Origin of the sequence: Exiguobacterium sp. TDN 0502 (genome assembly GCF_050846835.1) — a bacterium.
Lineage (GTDB): Bacteria > Bacillota > Bacilli > Exiguobacteriales > Exiguobacteriaceae > Exiguobacterium_A.
Genome location: NZ_JBOZGJ010000002.1, coordinates 131,077 through 146,113, shown reverse-complemented (window position 1 = coordinate 146,113; position 15,037 = coordinate 131,077). Strand labels below are relative to the sequence as shown.

16 protein-coding genes are annotated in these 15,037 nt (G+C 47.3%); all 16 read left to right on the top strand.

Features of this window, described 5'->3' with window-relative positions; all coding sequences use genetic code 11:
* The first annotated feature begins 25 nt into the window (after positions 1-25).
* The gene (gene dprA / locus ACRPK8_RS03925; RefSeq protein ID WP_432237024.1) at positions 26-853 is read left to right on the top strand and encodes a DNA-processing protein DprA; all 828 of its coding nucleotides are present in this window, start codon (positions 26-28) and stop codon (positions 851-853) included.
* Between the two features lie 47 nt (positions 854-900).
* On the top strand, positions 901-2,997 hold the full coding sequence (topA, locus tag ACRPK8_RS03920) for a type I DNA topoisomerase (RefSeq protein WP_432237023.1): 2,097 nt from the start codon (positions 901-903) through the stop codon (positions 2,995-2,997).
* 3 nt (positions 2,998-3,000) lie between these two features.
* Positions 3,001-4,305, top strand: a complete 1,305-nt coding sequence (gene trmFO / locus ACRPK8_RS03915; protein WP_432237022.1) for an FADH(2)-oxidizing methylenetetrahydrofolate--tRNA-(uracil(54)-C(5))-methyltransferase TrmFO — start codon at positions 3,001-3,003, stop codon at positions 4,303-4,305.
* A gap of 172 nt (positions 4,306-4,477) precedes the next feature.
* Positions 4,478-5,356, top strand: a complete 879-nt coding sequence (locus tag ACRPK8_RS03910) for a tyrosine recombinase XerC (RefSeq protein ID WP_432237021.1) — start codon at positions 4,478-4,480, stop codon at positions 5,354-5,356.
* Between the two features lie 14 nt (positions 5,357-5,370).
* Positions 5,371-5,922: an ATP-dependent protease subunit HslV gene (gene hslV, locus ACRPK8_RS03905; RefSeq protein WP_432237020.1), complete on the top strand. Its 552-nt coding sequence runs from the start codon at positions 5,371-5,373 to the stop codon at positions 5,920-5,922.
* On the top strand, positions 5,915-7,288 hold the full coding sequence (gene hslU / locus ACRPK8_RS03900; RefSeq protein WP_432237019.1) for an ATP-dependent protease ATPase subunit HslU: 1,374 nt from the start codon (positions 5,915-5,917) through the stop codon (positions 7,286-7,288). Before hslV ends, hslU begins: the two co-directional genes overlap by 8 nt.
* Before the next feature lie 16 nt (positions 7,289-7,304).
* A complete protein-coding gene (gene codY, locus ACRPK8_RS03895; protein WP_432237018.1) occupies positions 7,305-8,084 on the top strand; it encodes a GTP-sensing pleiotropic transcriptional regulator CodY in 780 nt (259 codons plus the stop codon).
* A gap of 250 nt (positions 8,085-8,334) precedes the next feature.
* On the top strand, positions 8,335-8,697 hold the full coding sequence (gene flgB / locus ACRPK8_RS03890) for a flagellar basal body rod protein FlgB (protein ID WP_432237017.1): 363 nt from the start codon (positions 8,335-8,337) through the stop codon (positions 8,695-8,697).
* A gap of 3 nt (positions 8,698-8,700) precedes the next feature.
* A complete protein-coding gene (gene flgC, locus ACRPK8_RS03885) occupies positions 8,701-9,099 on the top strand; it encodes a flagellar basal body rod protein FlgC (protein ID WP_035406970.1) in 399 nt (132 codons plus the stop codon).
* Positions 9,100-9,116: 17 nt separating this feature from the next.
* Positions 9,117-9,404, top strand: coding sequence for a flagellar hook-basal body complex protein FliE (gene fliE / locus ACRPK8_RS03880; protein ID WP_432237016.1), 288 nt, complete (start codon positions 9,117-9,119; stop codon positions 9,402-9,404).
* Positions 9,405-9,432: 28 nt separating this feature from the next.
* Positions 9,433-11,001: a flagellar basal-body MS-ring/collar protein FliF gene (gene fliF, locus ACRPK8_RS03875; RefSeq protein WP_432237015.1), complete on the top strand. Its 1,569-nt coding sequence runs from the start codon at positions 9,433-9,435 to the stop codon at positions 10,999-11,001.
* Positions 11,002-11,005: 4 nt separating this feature from the next.
* The gene (fliG, locus tag ACRPK8_RS03870) at positions 11,006-12,013 is read left to right on the top strand and encodes a flagellar motor switch protein FliG (RefSeq protein WP_050677479.1); all 1,008 of its coding nucleotides are present in this window, start codon (positions 11,006-11,008) and stop codon (positions 12,011-12,013) included.
* Positions 11,997-12,734 (top strand): FliH/SctL family protein, encoded by a 738-nt coding sequence (locus ACRPK8_RS03865; protein ID WP_432237014.1) that lies wholly within the window; start codon positions 11,997-11,999, stop codon positions 12,732-12,734. Before fliG ends, ACRPK8_RS03865 begins: the two co-directional genes overlap by 17 nt.
* The gene (gene fliI / locus ACRPK8_RS03860) at positions 12,727-14,040 is read left to right on the top strand and encodes a flagellar protein export ATPase FliI (RefSeq protein ID WP_432237013.1); all 1,314 of its coding nucleotides are present in this window, start codon (positions 12,727-12,729) and stop codon (positions 14,038-14,040) included. Before ACRPK8_RS03865 ends, fliI begins: the two co-directional genes overlap by 8 nt.
* A gap of 12 nt (positions 14,041-14,052) precedes the next feature.
* Complete coding sequence (locus ACRPK8_RS03855) at positions 14,053-14,487, top strand: flagellar export protein FliJ (RefSeq protein WP_432237012.1); 435 nt, start codon at positions 14,053-14,055, stop codon at positions 14,485-14,487.
* Complete coding sequence (locus ACRPK8_RS03850; RefSeq protein WP_432237011.1) at positions 14,484-15,029, top strand: magnesium transporter MgtE N-terminal domain-containing protein; 546 nt, start codon at positions 14,484-14,486, stop codon at positions 15,027-15,029. The genes ACRPK8_RS03855 and ACRPK8_RS03850 overlap by 4 nt, the downstream gene beginning before the upstream one ends.
* The last annotated feature ends 8 nt before the right edge of the window (positions 15,030-15,037 follow it).

Below are 15,037 nucleotides of genomic sequence, written 5' to 3'. Positions count from 1 at the left end.
TATATAAATAAGGAGCGTTGCTATCATGAATCGAGAACTGTATGTCCGCTTCGCCATGTGTCAAGTACCGTACACGATCGTCCGGTTGATTGAGCAGTTCGGAATCGTTCCAAGTCATGAACTGCCCGTCTCAAAACGTCTTCGAAATCGTTATGAACAAGCGCTACATCTCGAGCAGATCGAGGAAGCGATTCTAGTCAAAGGCGATCCGCTGTTTCCGACGATGTTACTCACCATTCCTCAACCTGTCTATGCCCTTTTTTATCGTGGTGATCCCTCTCACCTCACTCTTCCGCGCGTCAGTATCATCGGCAGTCGGACCCCCTCACCACAACACCTTTCCCGAATGCGTTTCCTTCAATCTTTCTTTCATCCAGATCTCGTCACCGTCTCCGGAGGCGCCTACGGCATCGATGCCCTCGTCCATCGTCTTTCCCTAAAACATCAGCAAAAAACGATTGCGGTTCTTGCCGGTGGACTTGACAGTTTGTATCCGACTTCTCACATCCCTCTTTTTGACCGTATCGAATCACACGGTCTTCTTCTCTCTGAGTATCCACCCGGTACACCCATTCGAAAATTTCAATTTCTAGAACGGAACCGGATCATTGCCGGATTGACCTCCTCGTTGATCATCGTCGAAGCGGCAAAACGAAGCGGTACGATGAATACGGCAAGTCACGCGCTTGATCAAGGAAAAGATGTCTATTGTTTACCGGGTTGTCCGACTGAATCGTTCTTTACCGGAACGAATCAATTGATCGCAGAAGGCGCGATTCCGCTCCTTGATCCAGAAGAAGTTTCAAAAAGTATTCGGCTGAACGTTGACAAATGGGAATCGAGACTACTATGATAAGTGAGATTAAAATACGAGTACGCCTCTAATAGGGAGCGATTGCAATGGCAAAATATCTAGTAATCGTCGAGTCACCCGCTAAGGCAAAAACCATTAAACGTTATCTCGGATCCAACTACACCGTGAAAGCGTCGATGGGGCACGTCATTGACTTGCCGAAAAGCCAAATGGGAGTCGACGTCGAACATGACTATGAACCGAAATATATCACGATCCGTGGTAAAGGTCCGGTCTTAAAAGAACTCAAGACAGCTGCGAAAAAAGCACAAAAAATCTATCTCGCAGCCGACCCCGACCGTGAGGGGGAAGCGATCGCCTGGCATTTAGCCAAGGCATTAGGCGTTGATGAATCAACGGAATGCCGCGTCGTCTTCAATGAAATCACGAAAGATGCCATCAAGGATTCGTTCAAGCGACCACGCAAGCTCAACTATGATCTTGTCGATGCACAGCAAGCCCGTCGTATCTTGGACCGCCTTGTTGGTTACAGCATGAGTCCGTTATTATGGAAAAAGATCAAAAAAGGATTGTCTGCCGGGCGCGTTCAATCCGTTGCCGTCAAGATGATCATCGACCGGGAACAGGAAATCAATGCGTTCATGCCAGAAGAATACTGGACGATCAAATTAGAGCTTGATGCAAACGGTGAAAAGCTCGAAGCGAACTTCTATGGAGTTGATGGCAAAAAACGTGAACTTCATTCGCAAGAAGAAGTCGATCAAATCTTGAATCAACTCTCAGAAGACTTCACGGTCGATTCGGTCACGAAAAAAGAACGGAAGCGAAATCCAGCACTGCCGTTTACGACAAGTTCCCTGCAACAGGAAGCGGCACGTAAGCTGAACTTCCGGGCGAAGAAGACGATGATGATCGCACAACAGCTGTACGAAGGAATCGAGATCGGAAAAGAAGGAACGGTCGGTTTGATCACGTATATGCGTACCGATTCGACTCGAACGTCTGAGACAGCGAATCTTGAAGCGCATGGGTTCATCGAACAGGCTTACGGAAAAGAATATATTGCCAGTGAGAAACGCAAAGAAAAGAAATCGGCGAATTCACAGGATGCGCACGAGGCTGTCCGCCCGACGTCGACGATGCGCGAACCGCAACTCGTCAAATCATATCTATCACGTGATCAGTTCCGCTTATATAAACTGATTTGGGAGCGGTTCGTCGCCAGTCAGATGGCACCTGCCATTCTCGATACAGTCAAAGTGGACCTTGTCTCAAACGACATCATGTTCCGTGCGAATGGATCAACAGTCAAATTCCCGGGCTTCATGAAGGTCTACATCGAAGATACGGATGACGAGGCGGTCACAGACGTCAAGGAAGGACTACTTCCTCCACTTGATGAAGGGGAAGAGCTGAAGCAATCAGCAATCGAACCGAAACAACACTTCACACAACCACCGCCACGCTATACGGAGGCACGTCTTGTCCGGGCGATGGAAGAGCTCGGAATCGGTCGTCCGTCGACGTATGCGCCGACGCTTGATACGATTCAAAAACGGGGATATGTGACACTTGAAGAGAAGAAGTTCCTACCAACGGAACTCGGAGAACTCGTCATCGATATGATCAGCGACTACTTCCAAGAATTCATCACCGTCCAGTTCACGGCAGACATGGAAGCCTTACTCGATGCGATTGAAAAAGGCGACATGCAGTGGACGGAAGTCGTCGATCCGATCTACAAATCGTTTGCGAAGCGTCTAACGCGGGCAGAAGCAGAGATTGAGAAGATTGAAATCAAAGATGAACCGGCTGGAGAAGATTGTGAAGTCTGTGGTCATCCGATGGTCATCAAGATGGGACGTTACGGTAAGTTCATGGCGTGCTCGAACTTCCCGGAATGTCGTAACACAAAACCGATCCAAGTTGAGATTGGTGTGAAGTGTCCGACATGTGGAACGGGCGATATCGTCGAACGACGGAGTAAAAAAGGTCGTTTGTTCTACGGATGTTCGAACTATCCGGAGTGTGAGTTCGTCTCATGGGATAAACCGGTCGAAGAACCATGTCCGGTTTGTAGCAGTATGATGGTACAAAAGAAAATCAAGAACGGTGTGAAAGTAGAATGTACATCTTGTGGACATCATGAAACACGCATCGATCAGGAGCAAGAGGAGGAATGACCGTTGAAACGTGTAACGGTAATCGGCGCGGGTCTTGCAGGTTCTGAAGCAGCATGGCAACTTGCAAAACGCGGCGTACAAGTAGACTTATATGAAATGCGGCCTGTCAAACAGACTCCCGCGCACCATACAGACCAATTCGCTGAACTTGTCTGTTCGAATTCACTTCGGGCAAACCAGTTGACGAATGCAGTCGGTGTTTTAAAGGAAGAGATGCGTCAGCTCGATTCCTTGATCATGAAGGCAGCAGACTTAGCAAGCGTGCCGGCAGGTGGGGCACTTGCTGTTGACCGGCACGATTTTGCAGGATACGTGACGGAAACGTTGAAAAATCATCCGAACGTCACCGTCCATCATGAAGAAATCGAAGCGATTCCAGATGGTCCGACGATCGTCGCAACTGGTCCTTTGACGAGTGCAGCATTATCGGAATCACTTAAACAATTCACGGGTGAAGATTATCTGTATTTCTTCGATGCAGCGGCACCGATTCTTGACGGAGATACAATCGATCGTGAGAAGGTGTACTTGAAATCACGTTACGATAAGGGTGAAGCAGCTTACTTGAATTGTCCAATGACGGAAGAAGAATTCCAGCTTTTCTATGATGAGCTGATCAATGCGGAAGTCGTTCCACTCAAGGAATTTGAAAAAGAGATCTACTTCGAGGGATGCATGCCATTTGAAGTTCTCGCTTCTCGCGGACCGAAAACGTTATTATTCGGACCGATGAAACCGGTCGGACTCGAGGATCCAAAGACAGGGAAACGACCATATGCTGTCGTCCAACTACGTCAGGATAACTCAGCCGGGACGCTCTTCAATCTCGTCGGTTTCCAGACCCATCTAAAATGGGGCGAACAAAAACGGATTATCCGCTTGATTCCTGGTCTTGAGAATGCAGAAATCGTCCGATATGGTGTTATGCACCGTAATACGTTCGTCAACTCACCGAACTTGTTGAAACCAACGTATCAGACACGTACACGTGATGACTTGTTCTTTGCCGGTCAAATGACAGGTGTCGAAGGGTATGTCGAGTCTGCAGCGTCCGGTTTGACAGCAGGAATCAATGCGGCACGTCTCGTCAATGAGGCCGAACCGATTACGTTCCCGCAAGAGACGATGATGGGTGCAATGTCGCACTATATCACGACGACGGAAGGGAAGAACTTCCAGCCAATGAATGCCAACTTCGGATTGGTACCGGCACTCGTCGGTCACCCGGTTCGGATGAAAAAACCAGAGAAGTATGCGCTCTACGCAGAGCGAGCACTTGAAGCAATCAAAGATTTCACGGATATGTGATTTTTGATGGGGAGAAAGGCGTGATTCAGCGCTCTTTCTCCCCATTTCTTAATTTGTCACAAAAGCGCGATAATTTCGTCAATTTTTCGGTTTTTGGTCTATTGTCAGACTACTTGGTCTGTGCTATGCTAAGGGCGATTCGAGAATGAAATGGTCAGAAGGGGGCGCATTCATGGGGATAGACACTGCTTTTGAGCGACTGCTAGAAGATTTCATGCGGTATGTTCATATTGAACGTCAATTATCTCCGAATACAGGTCGCTCTTATGATCAAACACTTCGACAATACGCCGCTTTTTGCCGCGATCATCAGTTACGATCGATTGAATTGGCAAGTGCACGGCGTTATTTGTATGCTCTTTACGATCAGCAACTGGCGCGGGCGACGATTGCGCAAAAAGTTTCCTGTCTCAAACAATTTGGTCGTTTTTTGACACGTGACACCGATGAACCGAATCCATTCGATGGATTAAAAGCACCAAAACGACAACAAGGGCTTCCGACGTTTCTCGTCCCAACGGAATATGAACGATTCCTCGAGGCGTTCCGGTCAAGTGAAACACTTGGTAATCGGAATGTGGCATTAGTGGAACTGCTGTATGCGACCGGTATGCGGGTCAGCGAAGTCGTTCAGCTGGATTTACGCGATCTCGCATCCGACCTGTCCTATGTCCATGTATATGGAAAAGGTGGAAAGGAGCGGATTGCACCAGTCGGAACGTTTGCTAAGGAAGCATTAGAGCGATACTTACCATCACGTAGTCCAATCGCAGGACACGAACAAGCATTGTTTTTGTCTCACTCAGGGCGTCGATTGACGACGGATGCGATTCGGAAAATCATGAGAAAAGGGGAACAACTCGTTGGGAAACACGTAACACCCCACGCGCTGCGTCATAGTTTCGCAACGGATCTACTCGAAAGAGGCGCTGATTTGCGAGCGGTACAAGAATTACTCGGTCATGCATCGCTATCGACGACCGGGCAGTATACGCATGTCACGACAGAACGATTACGCCATGTATATCAACAAGCACATCCTCGTGCCTAAGGGAGGAAACATTGATGTTTCATGCAACGACGATTTTTGCGATTCAACATAACGGACAATCCGCAATGAGCGGGGACGGACAGGTGACTTTCGGAAATCAAGTCATCATGAAGAAAAGTGCGAAAAAAGTACGGCGCCTCTATGGTGGCAAAGTCATTGCCGGATTTGCGGGAAGTGTTGCAGATGCATTTACACTTTTTGAAAAATTCGAAGCGAAGCTTGAAATGTACAATGGAAATCTGCAAAGGGCAGCAGTAGAACTAGCAAAAGAATGGCGAGGCGATAAGATGCTGCGCCAACTAGAAGCACTCTTACTCGTCATGGATGGAACACATCTCTTACTTGTATCCGGAAACGGTGAGGTCATCGAACCGGATGACGGCATTCTTGCCATCGGATCAGGTGGTAATTACGCGCTTGCAGCAGGTCGTGCGTTAGCTCGACATGCAAGTCAGCTTTCGGCAGAAGAAATTGCCCGTGCTGCGCTTGAGACGGCCGGAGAACTCTGTGTCTTTACGAACGATCAAATCATTCTAGAAACGATCGGAGGCAACGACCATGCATGAATTGACGCCACGACAAATCGTCGAGAAATTGAATGAACATGTCATCGGACAAGCCGATGCCAAACGGGCAGTAGCGATTGCTTTACGAAATCGTTACCGTCGCCAATTACTGGATACATCAATGCGAGATGAAGTCACGCCGAAGAATATCCTGATGATCGGACCAACGGGTGTCGGAAAGACGGAAATTGCGCGACGTCTCGCGAAACTCGTCCGTGCTCCATTCGTCAAGATCGAAGCGACGAAGTTTACGGAAGTCGGCTATGTCGGACGTGATGTCGAATCGATGGTGCGGGACCTTGTGGAGGCTTCACTGCGTCTGGTTAAGGATGAGAAAAAAGAAGCACTCAAAGATCGTGCTGAAGCAGTAGCGAATGAGCGAATCGTCGATGCGTTGTCAGGTAAAAAAGCTTCAGCTGGTTTAGGCGGTGGATCGAATCCGTTTGAAATGTTGTTTGGTGGGAATCAAAAGCAACAAGAACCGGATACTTCAGAAGCGACAGCGGATCGTTCATTGTTGCGTCAACAATTGCTGACAGGTCAACTTGAAGATCGCATGATTGAAGTCGACATCGAAGAACGTCAAGTCGATTTATTCTCAGGGCAACAAGGGATGGAAGGTCTAGCAAACTTACAAGATATGCTCGGACAGGTCATGCCGAAGAAAACGAAGAAGCGCCAGCTGACTGTTAAGGAAGCACGCCCGATTTTGACAGCGGAGGAAGCGGAACGCTTGCTCGATTTAAATGAAGTTCACGATGAAGCTGTCCGTCGTGCGGAACAGATGGGCATCATCTTCGTCGATGAGATTGATAAAATCGCGACAAAAGGTCACGATTCTGCAGGCGTCTCACGAGAAGGGGTTCAGCGAGATATCTTACCGATCGTTGAAGGATCGACGATCGTGACGAAGTATGGTCCAGTTAAGACGGATCATATCCTGTTCATCGCAGCGGGCGCTTTCCATATGGCAAAACCATCAGACCTGATACCTGAATTACAAGGTCGTTTCCCGATTCGTGTCGAACTCGATAGCCTGACGGAAGATGATTTCGTCAAAATCTTGACAGAACCGAATCAAGCATTACTAAAACAATATAAAGCATTATTAGGAGCCGAACACGTGCATGTCACGTTCACGGATGAAGCGATTCGTGAGATTGCTCGAATTGCGGCACAAGTGAATGATGAGACGGATAACATCGGAGCACGGCGCTTGTATACGATCATGGAGCGCGTCCTCGAGGAGTTATCCTTTGAAGCAGCAGACATGCCGGAAACGGATGTGACGATCACGCCACAGTACGTGACGGATCGAGTTGGAAAAGTAGCAGATGATCGAGACTTAAGTCAGTTCATCTTATAAAGTGGAGGAAGAAAAAATGAATTTATTGGCGAAAACGCGGATGCTGAATACGATGTTACAACAAGAAGCAAGCACACATGTTGATTTTAAGGTGATGGCGGACCGTCTCAGTGAAGTCATGGAATCAAATACGTTCATCGTAAGTCGGCGCGGGAAGTTACTGGGTATTGCGATCAAACAACAAATCGAAAACGACCGGGTCCGTGGTTTCTTGGAAGAACGCCAATTCCCAGAAGACTATACGAAAAAACTCTTCAACGTCACGGAAACGACAGCGAATATTGCCATTGATAGTGAACATACGGCATTCCCAGTCGACAACCGTGATACGTTCGAGACGTCAAAGACGACAATCGTACCGATCATCGGTGGCGGAGAACGTCTTGGTACGCTTGTGCTTGGTCGGATGGTCGAGGACTTCAATGAAGAGGACCTCGTACTTGCAGAGTATGGAGCAACGGTCGTTGGAATGGAGATTCTTCGAGAAAAAGCGCACGAAGCAGAAGATAAAGCGCGGAAGAAAGCTGTCGTTCAAATGGCGATCAATTCGCTCTCTTATTCGGAGCTTGAAGCAATCGAGCATATCTTTGAAGAACTTGAAGGAAATGAAGGACTCCTTGTTGCGTCGAAGATTGCTGACCGCGTCGGAATCACGCGTTCCGTTATCGTCAATGCGCTTCGTAAACTCGAAAGCGCTGGTGTCATCGAGTCACGTTCACTCGGTATGAAGGGAACATACATCAAAATCTTGAACGATAACTTCCTATATGAATTAGAACGCATCAAATCGAACTAAAAAAGGAAATAGATTCTAAAAGAGAGAAGACCTAGTTATGAACTAGGTCTTTTTTGTGCGACTAGGTATTATTTATCATTTTTATAAGAAAAGGGAATAAAAAACAGAATATTAACATCTCATTACCCTATTTTTCAAAAAACTTCTTTTCAAACATTGACCTATTTGTTTCAATTATTTCAGATATGTTACTAACGACTTACTTTTTTGATTTATAGAAAATTCAGGTTTAAAGAGTGGAGGAAGAAAAATGAACTGGTTAGGGTCGGATTACAATCTGATGACGCAAGCCGTCAATCGGACGGTGATGTCACAAGAAGTCATCGCTAAAAATATCGCGAATGTCGATACGCCGGGGTATAAAGCGCAACGTGTCACATTCGGGGACGTACTCGACTCAGAGATGAAACTAAGCCTCAAACGGCATGCGACGATTGATACATCCGGCAGCATCGTCGATCGACCAAATACGATGCGTAACGATGGAAACGGTGTCGACATCGATCTTGAGATGTCTGAATTATCACGCAATCAGATTGAGTACGAGGCATTGGTAGAGCAATTGAATCGCAAGTTTTCCGGTATTCAATCGGTCATTCGGGGAGGGAAGTAATCCATGAGTATGTTTAACGGATTCCATACCTCCGCTTCTGGACTAACCGCACAACGATTACGGCTGGATACGGTCTCTGCGAACATCGCCAATGCACAGACGACACGAGGAGAACTCGTGAATGGTCAATGGCAACCGTATGCTCGAAAACTTGCCGTTTTAAAGGAAACAGCGAACGGTGTCACGGTCAGTGAGTTGAAAAAGGATCCTGAACCGTTCAAGTTGGAGTATAACCCAACCCATCCCGATGCAGACGAACTGGGGTACGTGAAAATGCCGAACGTTGATCTATTAAAGGAAATGGTCGACATGATGGGCGCGACCCGTTCTTATGAGGCAAACGTGACTGCCTTGAATGCGACGAAAGCGATGCTCGTCAAAGCGATGGAAATTGGTAAATAAGGAGAGGAGATGACTAAATGGCGATTCAACCTATTCAAAACATGCAGATGGTAATGCCCTCTCAATCGATCGCGAAAACGACACCGAGTGATTTCAGCGAGGTTCTCAGTGAGGCCATGAACGGTCTGAATGCGACGCAACAAGCTTCGTCTCAGGCACGCGTTGACTTAGCGACGGGAAAGACGACGGATTTACATAACATCATGATTAAAACAGAAGAAGCATCGCTTTCTATGCAACTCGCCCTAGAAGTCCGTAACAAAGGCATTGAGGCATACCAAGAAATGATGCGTATGCAACTGTGACTGTTAAGGAAAGTGTGGGAGATGTTGAATGAACGAACGAATAAAAGCTCGATTCGGAGCACTGAATACGACGTGGAAAGAATGGTCACTTGCTAAAAAAGCAACGATTCTTGGAATCACCCTCGTTGTCCTAGCCGCTTTGATCGTTGCTATCATCTGGCTATCGAAACCGACGATGACCCCCCTCTATTCAAAACTGTCACCACAAGAAGCGGGACAAGTAACGGAGAAGCTGAATGAAGACGGGATACCCTCGGAAGTCGTGAACGCAACAGATGGCGTGACCGTCCTTGTTCCAGAAGCGAATGTTGAAAACTTGAAAGTCGAACTGGCGACTGCGGGAATTCCAAAATCGGGTCAAATCGATTATTCCTTCTTCAGTGAAAATGCAGGATTTGGTACGACCGATAAAGAGATGAATATTCTAGAACGGGATACGATGCAAACGGAGCTCGAAAATTTGATCACTCAAGTCAACGGCATCGATGCTGCAAAAGTCATGATCACGCTTCCTGAAAAAAGTGTCTTCTTGTCTGACGAGAAGGAATCTTCAACGGTTTCGGTCGTCTTGACTTCAAGCGCCGGGAGTAATCTCAACAATCAAACCGTCCAAGGGCTCTATCATTTGATTGCGAAAAGTATCCCTAATCTAAAAGAAGAAAACATCACCATCATGGATCAGTACTTTACGTATTATGAACCTGGCAACGCCACGCAAACTGCCGGAGGAACAGACCCGATGGCGCTTAAAAAAACGACAGAGAACGATTTACGCAAGCAGATTCAACAGATGCTGTCGGTCGTCCTCGGACCGCAAAAAGCGCTCGTATCCGTTACGGCAGATGTCGACGTCACGAAACGTCAGGAAGAACAAAAACTCGTCGAACCTGTCGACCCGGATAAAATCGAAGGGATCGTCACGTCGGCTGAAAAAGTTGCAGAAGCATATACCGGATCAGCGAATGCTGGCACGGCGGGGACAGGACAGAATGAGACGACCAATTTCCCGGCTGGCACAGGAACAACTGGCGATACGAGTGAAAAGACGCATGACATCATTAACTATGAAGTCAACCGGATCACGAAACAAATCACAGGTGCCCCTTATGAGATTCGTGATTTAGGAATTCAGATCATCGTCGAACCACCACAAGGACAAAACCAAATTGATCCCCAATTGCAGACGGACTTACAGACGATGATGTATTCGATCATTCGGACCTCACTGACGAAAACGGATGCGAAGACGACATTGACGGATGCAGAACTCGCAAACAAAGTCGTCGTCATGTCCCGACCATTTGCGAAAACGACGACAGCAACGAAAACGACGACAGCAACCCCAATGTGGGTCTGGTTCGCTCTTGGTGGCGCAGCCATTCTCGTCATCGGTGCCGTTATCCTACTCATGCGTCGCCGTCGGGCACAAGAAATCGAAGAGCTTGAAGAATGGACACCGATTGATACGGAAATTCCAGAACTCTCGACAGAAGATACAAGTGAAGGTACGGTCAAGCGGAAACAGTTGGAGAAACTGGCTGAATCCAATCCGGATGAATTTGCGAAATTACTACGTACTTGGTTAGCGGAGGATTGAGGAGATGAAGAAGTTAGAAATGAACAGCCGTGAAAAAGCTGCGATTCTCATGATCTCGTTAGGTCCTGAAGTTGCTGCTAGTGTGTATAAACATCTATCGGAAGAAGAAATGGAATGGTTAACTCTACAAATTTCAAGCATGAAGCGAGTAGATCCCGAAGATAAACTGGTCGTTCTCGATGAATTTCATGAGCTGGCAATGGCACAGAACTACATCACACAAGGTGGTATTGGTTTTGCTAAATCAGTTCTTGAAAAAGCACTCGGTGAAGAAAAGGCGATGGAACTTATCTATCGCCTGACATCGACCTTACAGGTCCGACCGTTCGAGTTTGCACGAAAGGCAGATCCAAAACAATTGCTCAATTTCATTCAAAATGAGCACCCGCAAACAATCGCCCTTGTCCTTGCACATCTTGACCCTGCGAAGTCAGGGCAAATCCTCTCCGAGTTACCGGCAGAAGCGCAGTCTGACGTAGCCCGTCGAATTGCAACAATGGACCGGATGAATCCAGAAATCATCAGCGAGGTCGAGCAGATCCTTGAACGGAACCTCTCACAAGCAGGTATGCAGGACTTTGCTCAATCGGGTGGTATTGAGGCAGTCGTTCAAGTCTTGAATGGGGTAGACCGCACGACTGAGCGCACGATTCTCGACACGCTTGAAATTCAAGATCCGGAGCTCGCGGAAGAAATCAAGAAACGAATGTTCGTTTTCGAAGACATCGTCACACTCGATGCTCGAGCCATTCAACGAATCATTCGCGAAGTATCGAACGAGGACTTGTTGCTTGCACTCAAAGTCTCGTCCGACGACGTCAAAGACATGGTATACCGCAATATGTCGCAGCGTATGGTCGAATCGTTCAAAGAGGACATGGAATTCATGGGACCTGTTCGTCTGCGGGACGTCGAAGAGGCCCAAAGCCGGATCGTCGGCATCATCCGTCGCTTAGAAGATATGGGTGAAATCGTCGTCGCACGTGGTGGAGGAGATGATATTGTTGTCTAACGTCATTAAAAGGCAGGCAGTATTCGAACGTCAGGAACGGACCCTCGTTCAAGCACATACTTCTCAAGAAGAGACATTTGGCGTTCCGGATACGCTATATGAGGAACAAATGGCAGAAGGGCATGCGGAGCTGGAACGATTACGTCAAGCGATGCTAGCAGAATTCGAACAGCGTCAACACCAGCTTGAACAGGATCGTCTCCATGCATTGGAAGAAGCCCGACAACAAGGTTATCAAGAAGGATACCAAGAAGGTCATGAAACTGGTCGTCAAGAAGGACAAGCGACATTCGAACAACGAATTGCTGAGACGAACAATTTTACTGTTCGACTAGAAGAACAGAATCAGGAACGGCTACTCCGCCTCGAACATGAGTTATGTGTATTAGGTCTCCAAGTGACCCATCAATTTCTCGAGCAATTACACGATACGGATGAAGAAGCACTTTATCAATTATTACATCAACTCATTATCCAATTCCGAGATCGTGAAAAAATCGTTGTATATGCGTCACCGGCTGATTTTGAACGAGTCGTCGTGCTCGAGGAACGCTTACAAAGTGTACTTGGTGCCAACGCAATGATTCAGCTTCGTTTTGATCCAGCTCTAGCTGCGCGAGATTACCGAATCGACTCGGAAAACGGAGCCATCACGGGTGGTCTGACGATAGGCTACGACGCCTTACAAACAAAAATCAATGAGGTTTTACAACATGCTTAATGTAACAGCCGTTCAAGCAGCGGTCCGTGAGATTCGTTCGGAAGAACTCGTTCAACATTCAGGCAAAGTCGTCCAAGTCATCGGTTTAATGATTGAGTCACGTGGTCCGACAGCGGTTGCGATTGGTGAACGTTGTTTAATCCAGATTCAACACCGACAGACAATCGAAGCAGAAGTCGTCGGATTCAGAGAAGGACATGTGTTATTAATGCCATATGGTGAAACGACATCTATTGCTCCAGGATCAATCGTCATCGCGACAGGTAAACCGCTTCATGTACCGGTCGGAGAAGAATTGATCGGAAAAGTACTGGACGGACTTGGTCGTCCGCTTGATGGAGAATCACTGACGGATTTACGGACGACGTCGATTGTTCGTAAGCCACCTAGTCCATTAGAGCGTCCGCGGATCAGTGATGTGCTCTCGACGGGTATCCGGGCCATCGATGGTCTCCTTACCGTCGGTCAAGGGCAACGCGTTGGTTTGTTTGCCGGTTCCGGTGTCGGAAAATCGACTTTGCTCGGGATGATTGCGAAACGATCAACGGCTGACATTAACGTCATCGCATTGATTGGCGAACGGGGACGAGAAGTCAAGGAATTCGTAGAGGCAGAACTTGGTGAAGAGGGAATGAAACGGTCTATCTTGATTGTAGCGACAAGTGATCAACCACCTCTTGTTCGTCTGAAAGGCGCTTATACAGCTACTGCCATTGCCGAGTATTTCCGAGACCAAGGAAAAAATGTCGTCTTGATGATGGATTCGGTTACCCGGTTTGCCATGGCACAACGGGAAATCGGACTCGCAACAGGTGAGCCACCGGCTTCGAAAGGATACACGCCAAGCGTTTTCGCGTTACTACCTCAATTACTCGAGCGGAGTGGTAAAACTCAGGAAGGTTCGATTACTGCTTTTTACACCGTTCTTGTCGATGGAGACGATATGAACGAGCCGATTGCAGATGCTGTTCGAGGCATATTGGATGGGCACTTCGTACTCGATCGCAATCTCGCCAATAAAGGTCAATTTCCAGCTATTCATGTGCTCCGTTCGATCAGCCGGGTCATGAACCAAATCACGACAGCGGATCATAAGCAGGCAGCAGTTGCGTTCCGACAGCTATTGTCGACGTACTTGGATTCAGAGGACCTGATCAATATTGGTGCATACAAGAAAGGGACGAATCCAGAGATTGACCGGGCTGTTGAAAAATATCCGGAACTGATTCAATTCTTAAAACAGCAAATCCATGAAGCGAGTGATTTTGAAATCGCTTGTAATCAGCTCATGACTACGATCCAGTAAGGAGGAAGAAGGATGAAGACGATTTATGAACGAATCATTCCCTTAGCGGAAGCTGAGAAGGATCGCGTCGCGAAAGAGATGAGTCTTCATAAAAAGCAGTATGAGACGGAAGTTGAAAAGCTGTATCATCTGCTCGTCCGTTACGAGACCTTTCTGAGAGAACAAAATGAAATCGGCATCGTTGAACTGACCTCTTCTCAATACCGAGAACGTGCGCGTGATGTCGTAAAACAAGAAATCGAACGACAACAGTTATACGTCACACAGGCAAAAAATCGGTATGAGCGAACGCAAGAATCGCTTGAACGAGCGTTGATTGAAGAAAAGAAATTTACACGGTTACAGGAAAACCATACGTTCGAGATAAAGCGTGAGGAAGCCGTAACTGAGCAAAATCAATTAGATGAACTGGCGTTGTTACAGTTTGGAAGAGGACGGATGATATGAGTGAAACCAAAACGTCAAAAGGATGGGTCATCCCGCTACTGATCATTCCTTTGATTTTAATCTTGTTGACGGCCTATTTCGTCTTGAACTATGCAAATGGACGTCCGTTATTGTCCTTGCCGTTCGCCACCGAGGAGAAGACTACGGACAAAGCGAATCCTTCAGTAGAACTTGAACGCCGCCTTAAGGTGGCGAATCAAGAGATTAAGAAGCTGCGCAATCAAAGTCAGGAACAATCGGATACGCTGAAGGCGAAGGAACAAGAAGTGGAACGTCTCATTGCGGAACGAGATCGTCTGAAGCAAACTCCTGCTACTACAGCAACGACGGATCAGACGAAGACGACGAAAAAAACAGCATCCGTGACGGATGTATACGCAGAGATGGCTCCAAAAGATGCAGCGCTGATCTTAAATGAACTGAGCCCGACAGAGGTCGTACCGATCATTGAAGATATCGATGCGGAGCAACAAGCAGCAATCATTGCCAAAATGGATGCTAAAAAGGCGGCGGCCTTAACGCAGCTGCTTGCGACGAAGTAAGGAGGGAA

Bases quoted from the DNA above. Each gene is read 5' to 3' on its own strand.
- fliI (WP_432237013.1), top strand. From the start codon at position 12,727: ATGCTTAATGTAACAGCCGTTCAAGCAGCGGTCCGTGAGATTCGTTCG.
- ACRPK8_RS03865 (WP_432237014.1), top strand. From the start codon at position 11,997: ATGATATTGTTGTCTAACGTCATTAAAAGGCAGGCAGTATTCGAACGT.
- fliF (WP_432237015.1), top strand. From the start codon at position 9,433: ATGAACGAACGAATAAAAGCTCGATTCGGAGCACTGAATACGACGTGG.
- dprA (WP_432237024.1), top strand. From the start codon at position 26: ATGAATCGAGAACTGTATGTCCGCTTCGCCATGTGTCAAGTACCGTAC.
- topA (WP_432237023.1), top strand. From the start codon at position 901: ATGGCAAAATATCTAGTAATCGTCGAGTCACCCGCTAAGGCAAAAACC.
- fliG (WP_050677479.1), top strand. From the start codon at position 11,006: ATGAAGAAGTTAGAAATGAACAGCCGTGAAAAAGCTGCGATTCTCATG.
- hslV (WP_432237020.1), top strand. From the start codon at position 5,371: ATGTTTCATGCAACGACGATTTTTGCGATTCAACATAACGGACAATCC.
- ACRPK8_RS03850 (WP_432237011.1), top strand. From the start codon at position 14,484: ATGAGTGAAACCAAAACGTCAAAAGGATGGGTCATCCCGCTACTGATC.
- codY (WP_432237018.1), top strand. From the start codon at position 7,305: ATGAATTTATTGGCGAAAACGCGGATGCTGAATACGATGTTACAACAA.
- ACRPK8_RS03855 (WP_432237012.1), top strand. From the start codon at position 14,053: ATGAAGACGATTTATGAACGAATCATTCCCTTAGCGGAAGCTGAGAAG.
- fliE (WP_432237016.1), top strand. From the start codon at position 9,117: ATGGCGATTCAACCTATTCAAAACATGCAGATGGTAATGCCCTCTCAA.
- flgC (WP_035406970.1), top strand. From the start codon at position 8,701: ATGAGTATGTTTAACGGATTCCATACCTCCGCTTCTGGACTAACCGCA.
- flgB (WP_432237017.1), top strand. From the start codon at position 8,335: ATGAACTGGTTAGGGTCGGATTACAATCTGATGACGCAAGCCGTCAAT.
- ACRPK8_RS03910 (WP_432237021.1), top strand. From the start codon at position 4,478: ATGGGGATAGACACTGCTTTTGAGCGACTGCTAGAAGATTTCATGCGG.
- hslU (WP_432237019.1), top strand. From the start codon at position 5,915: ATGCATGAATTGACGCCACGACAAATCGTCGAGAAATTGAATGAACAT.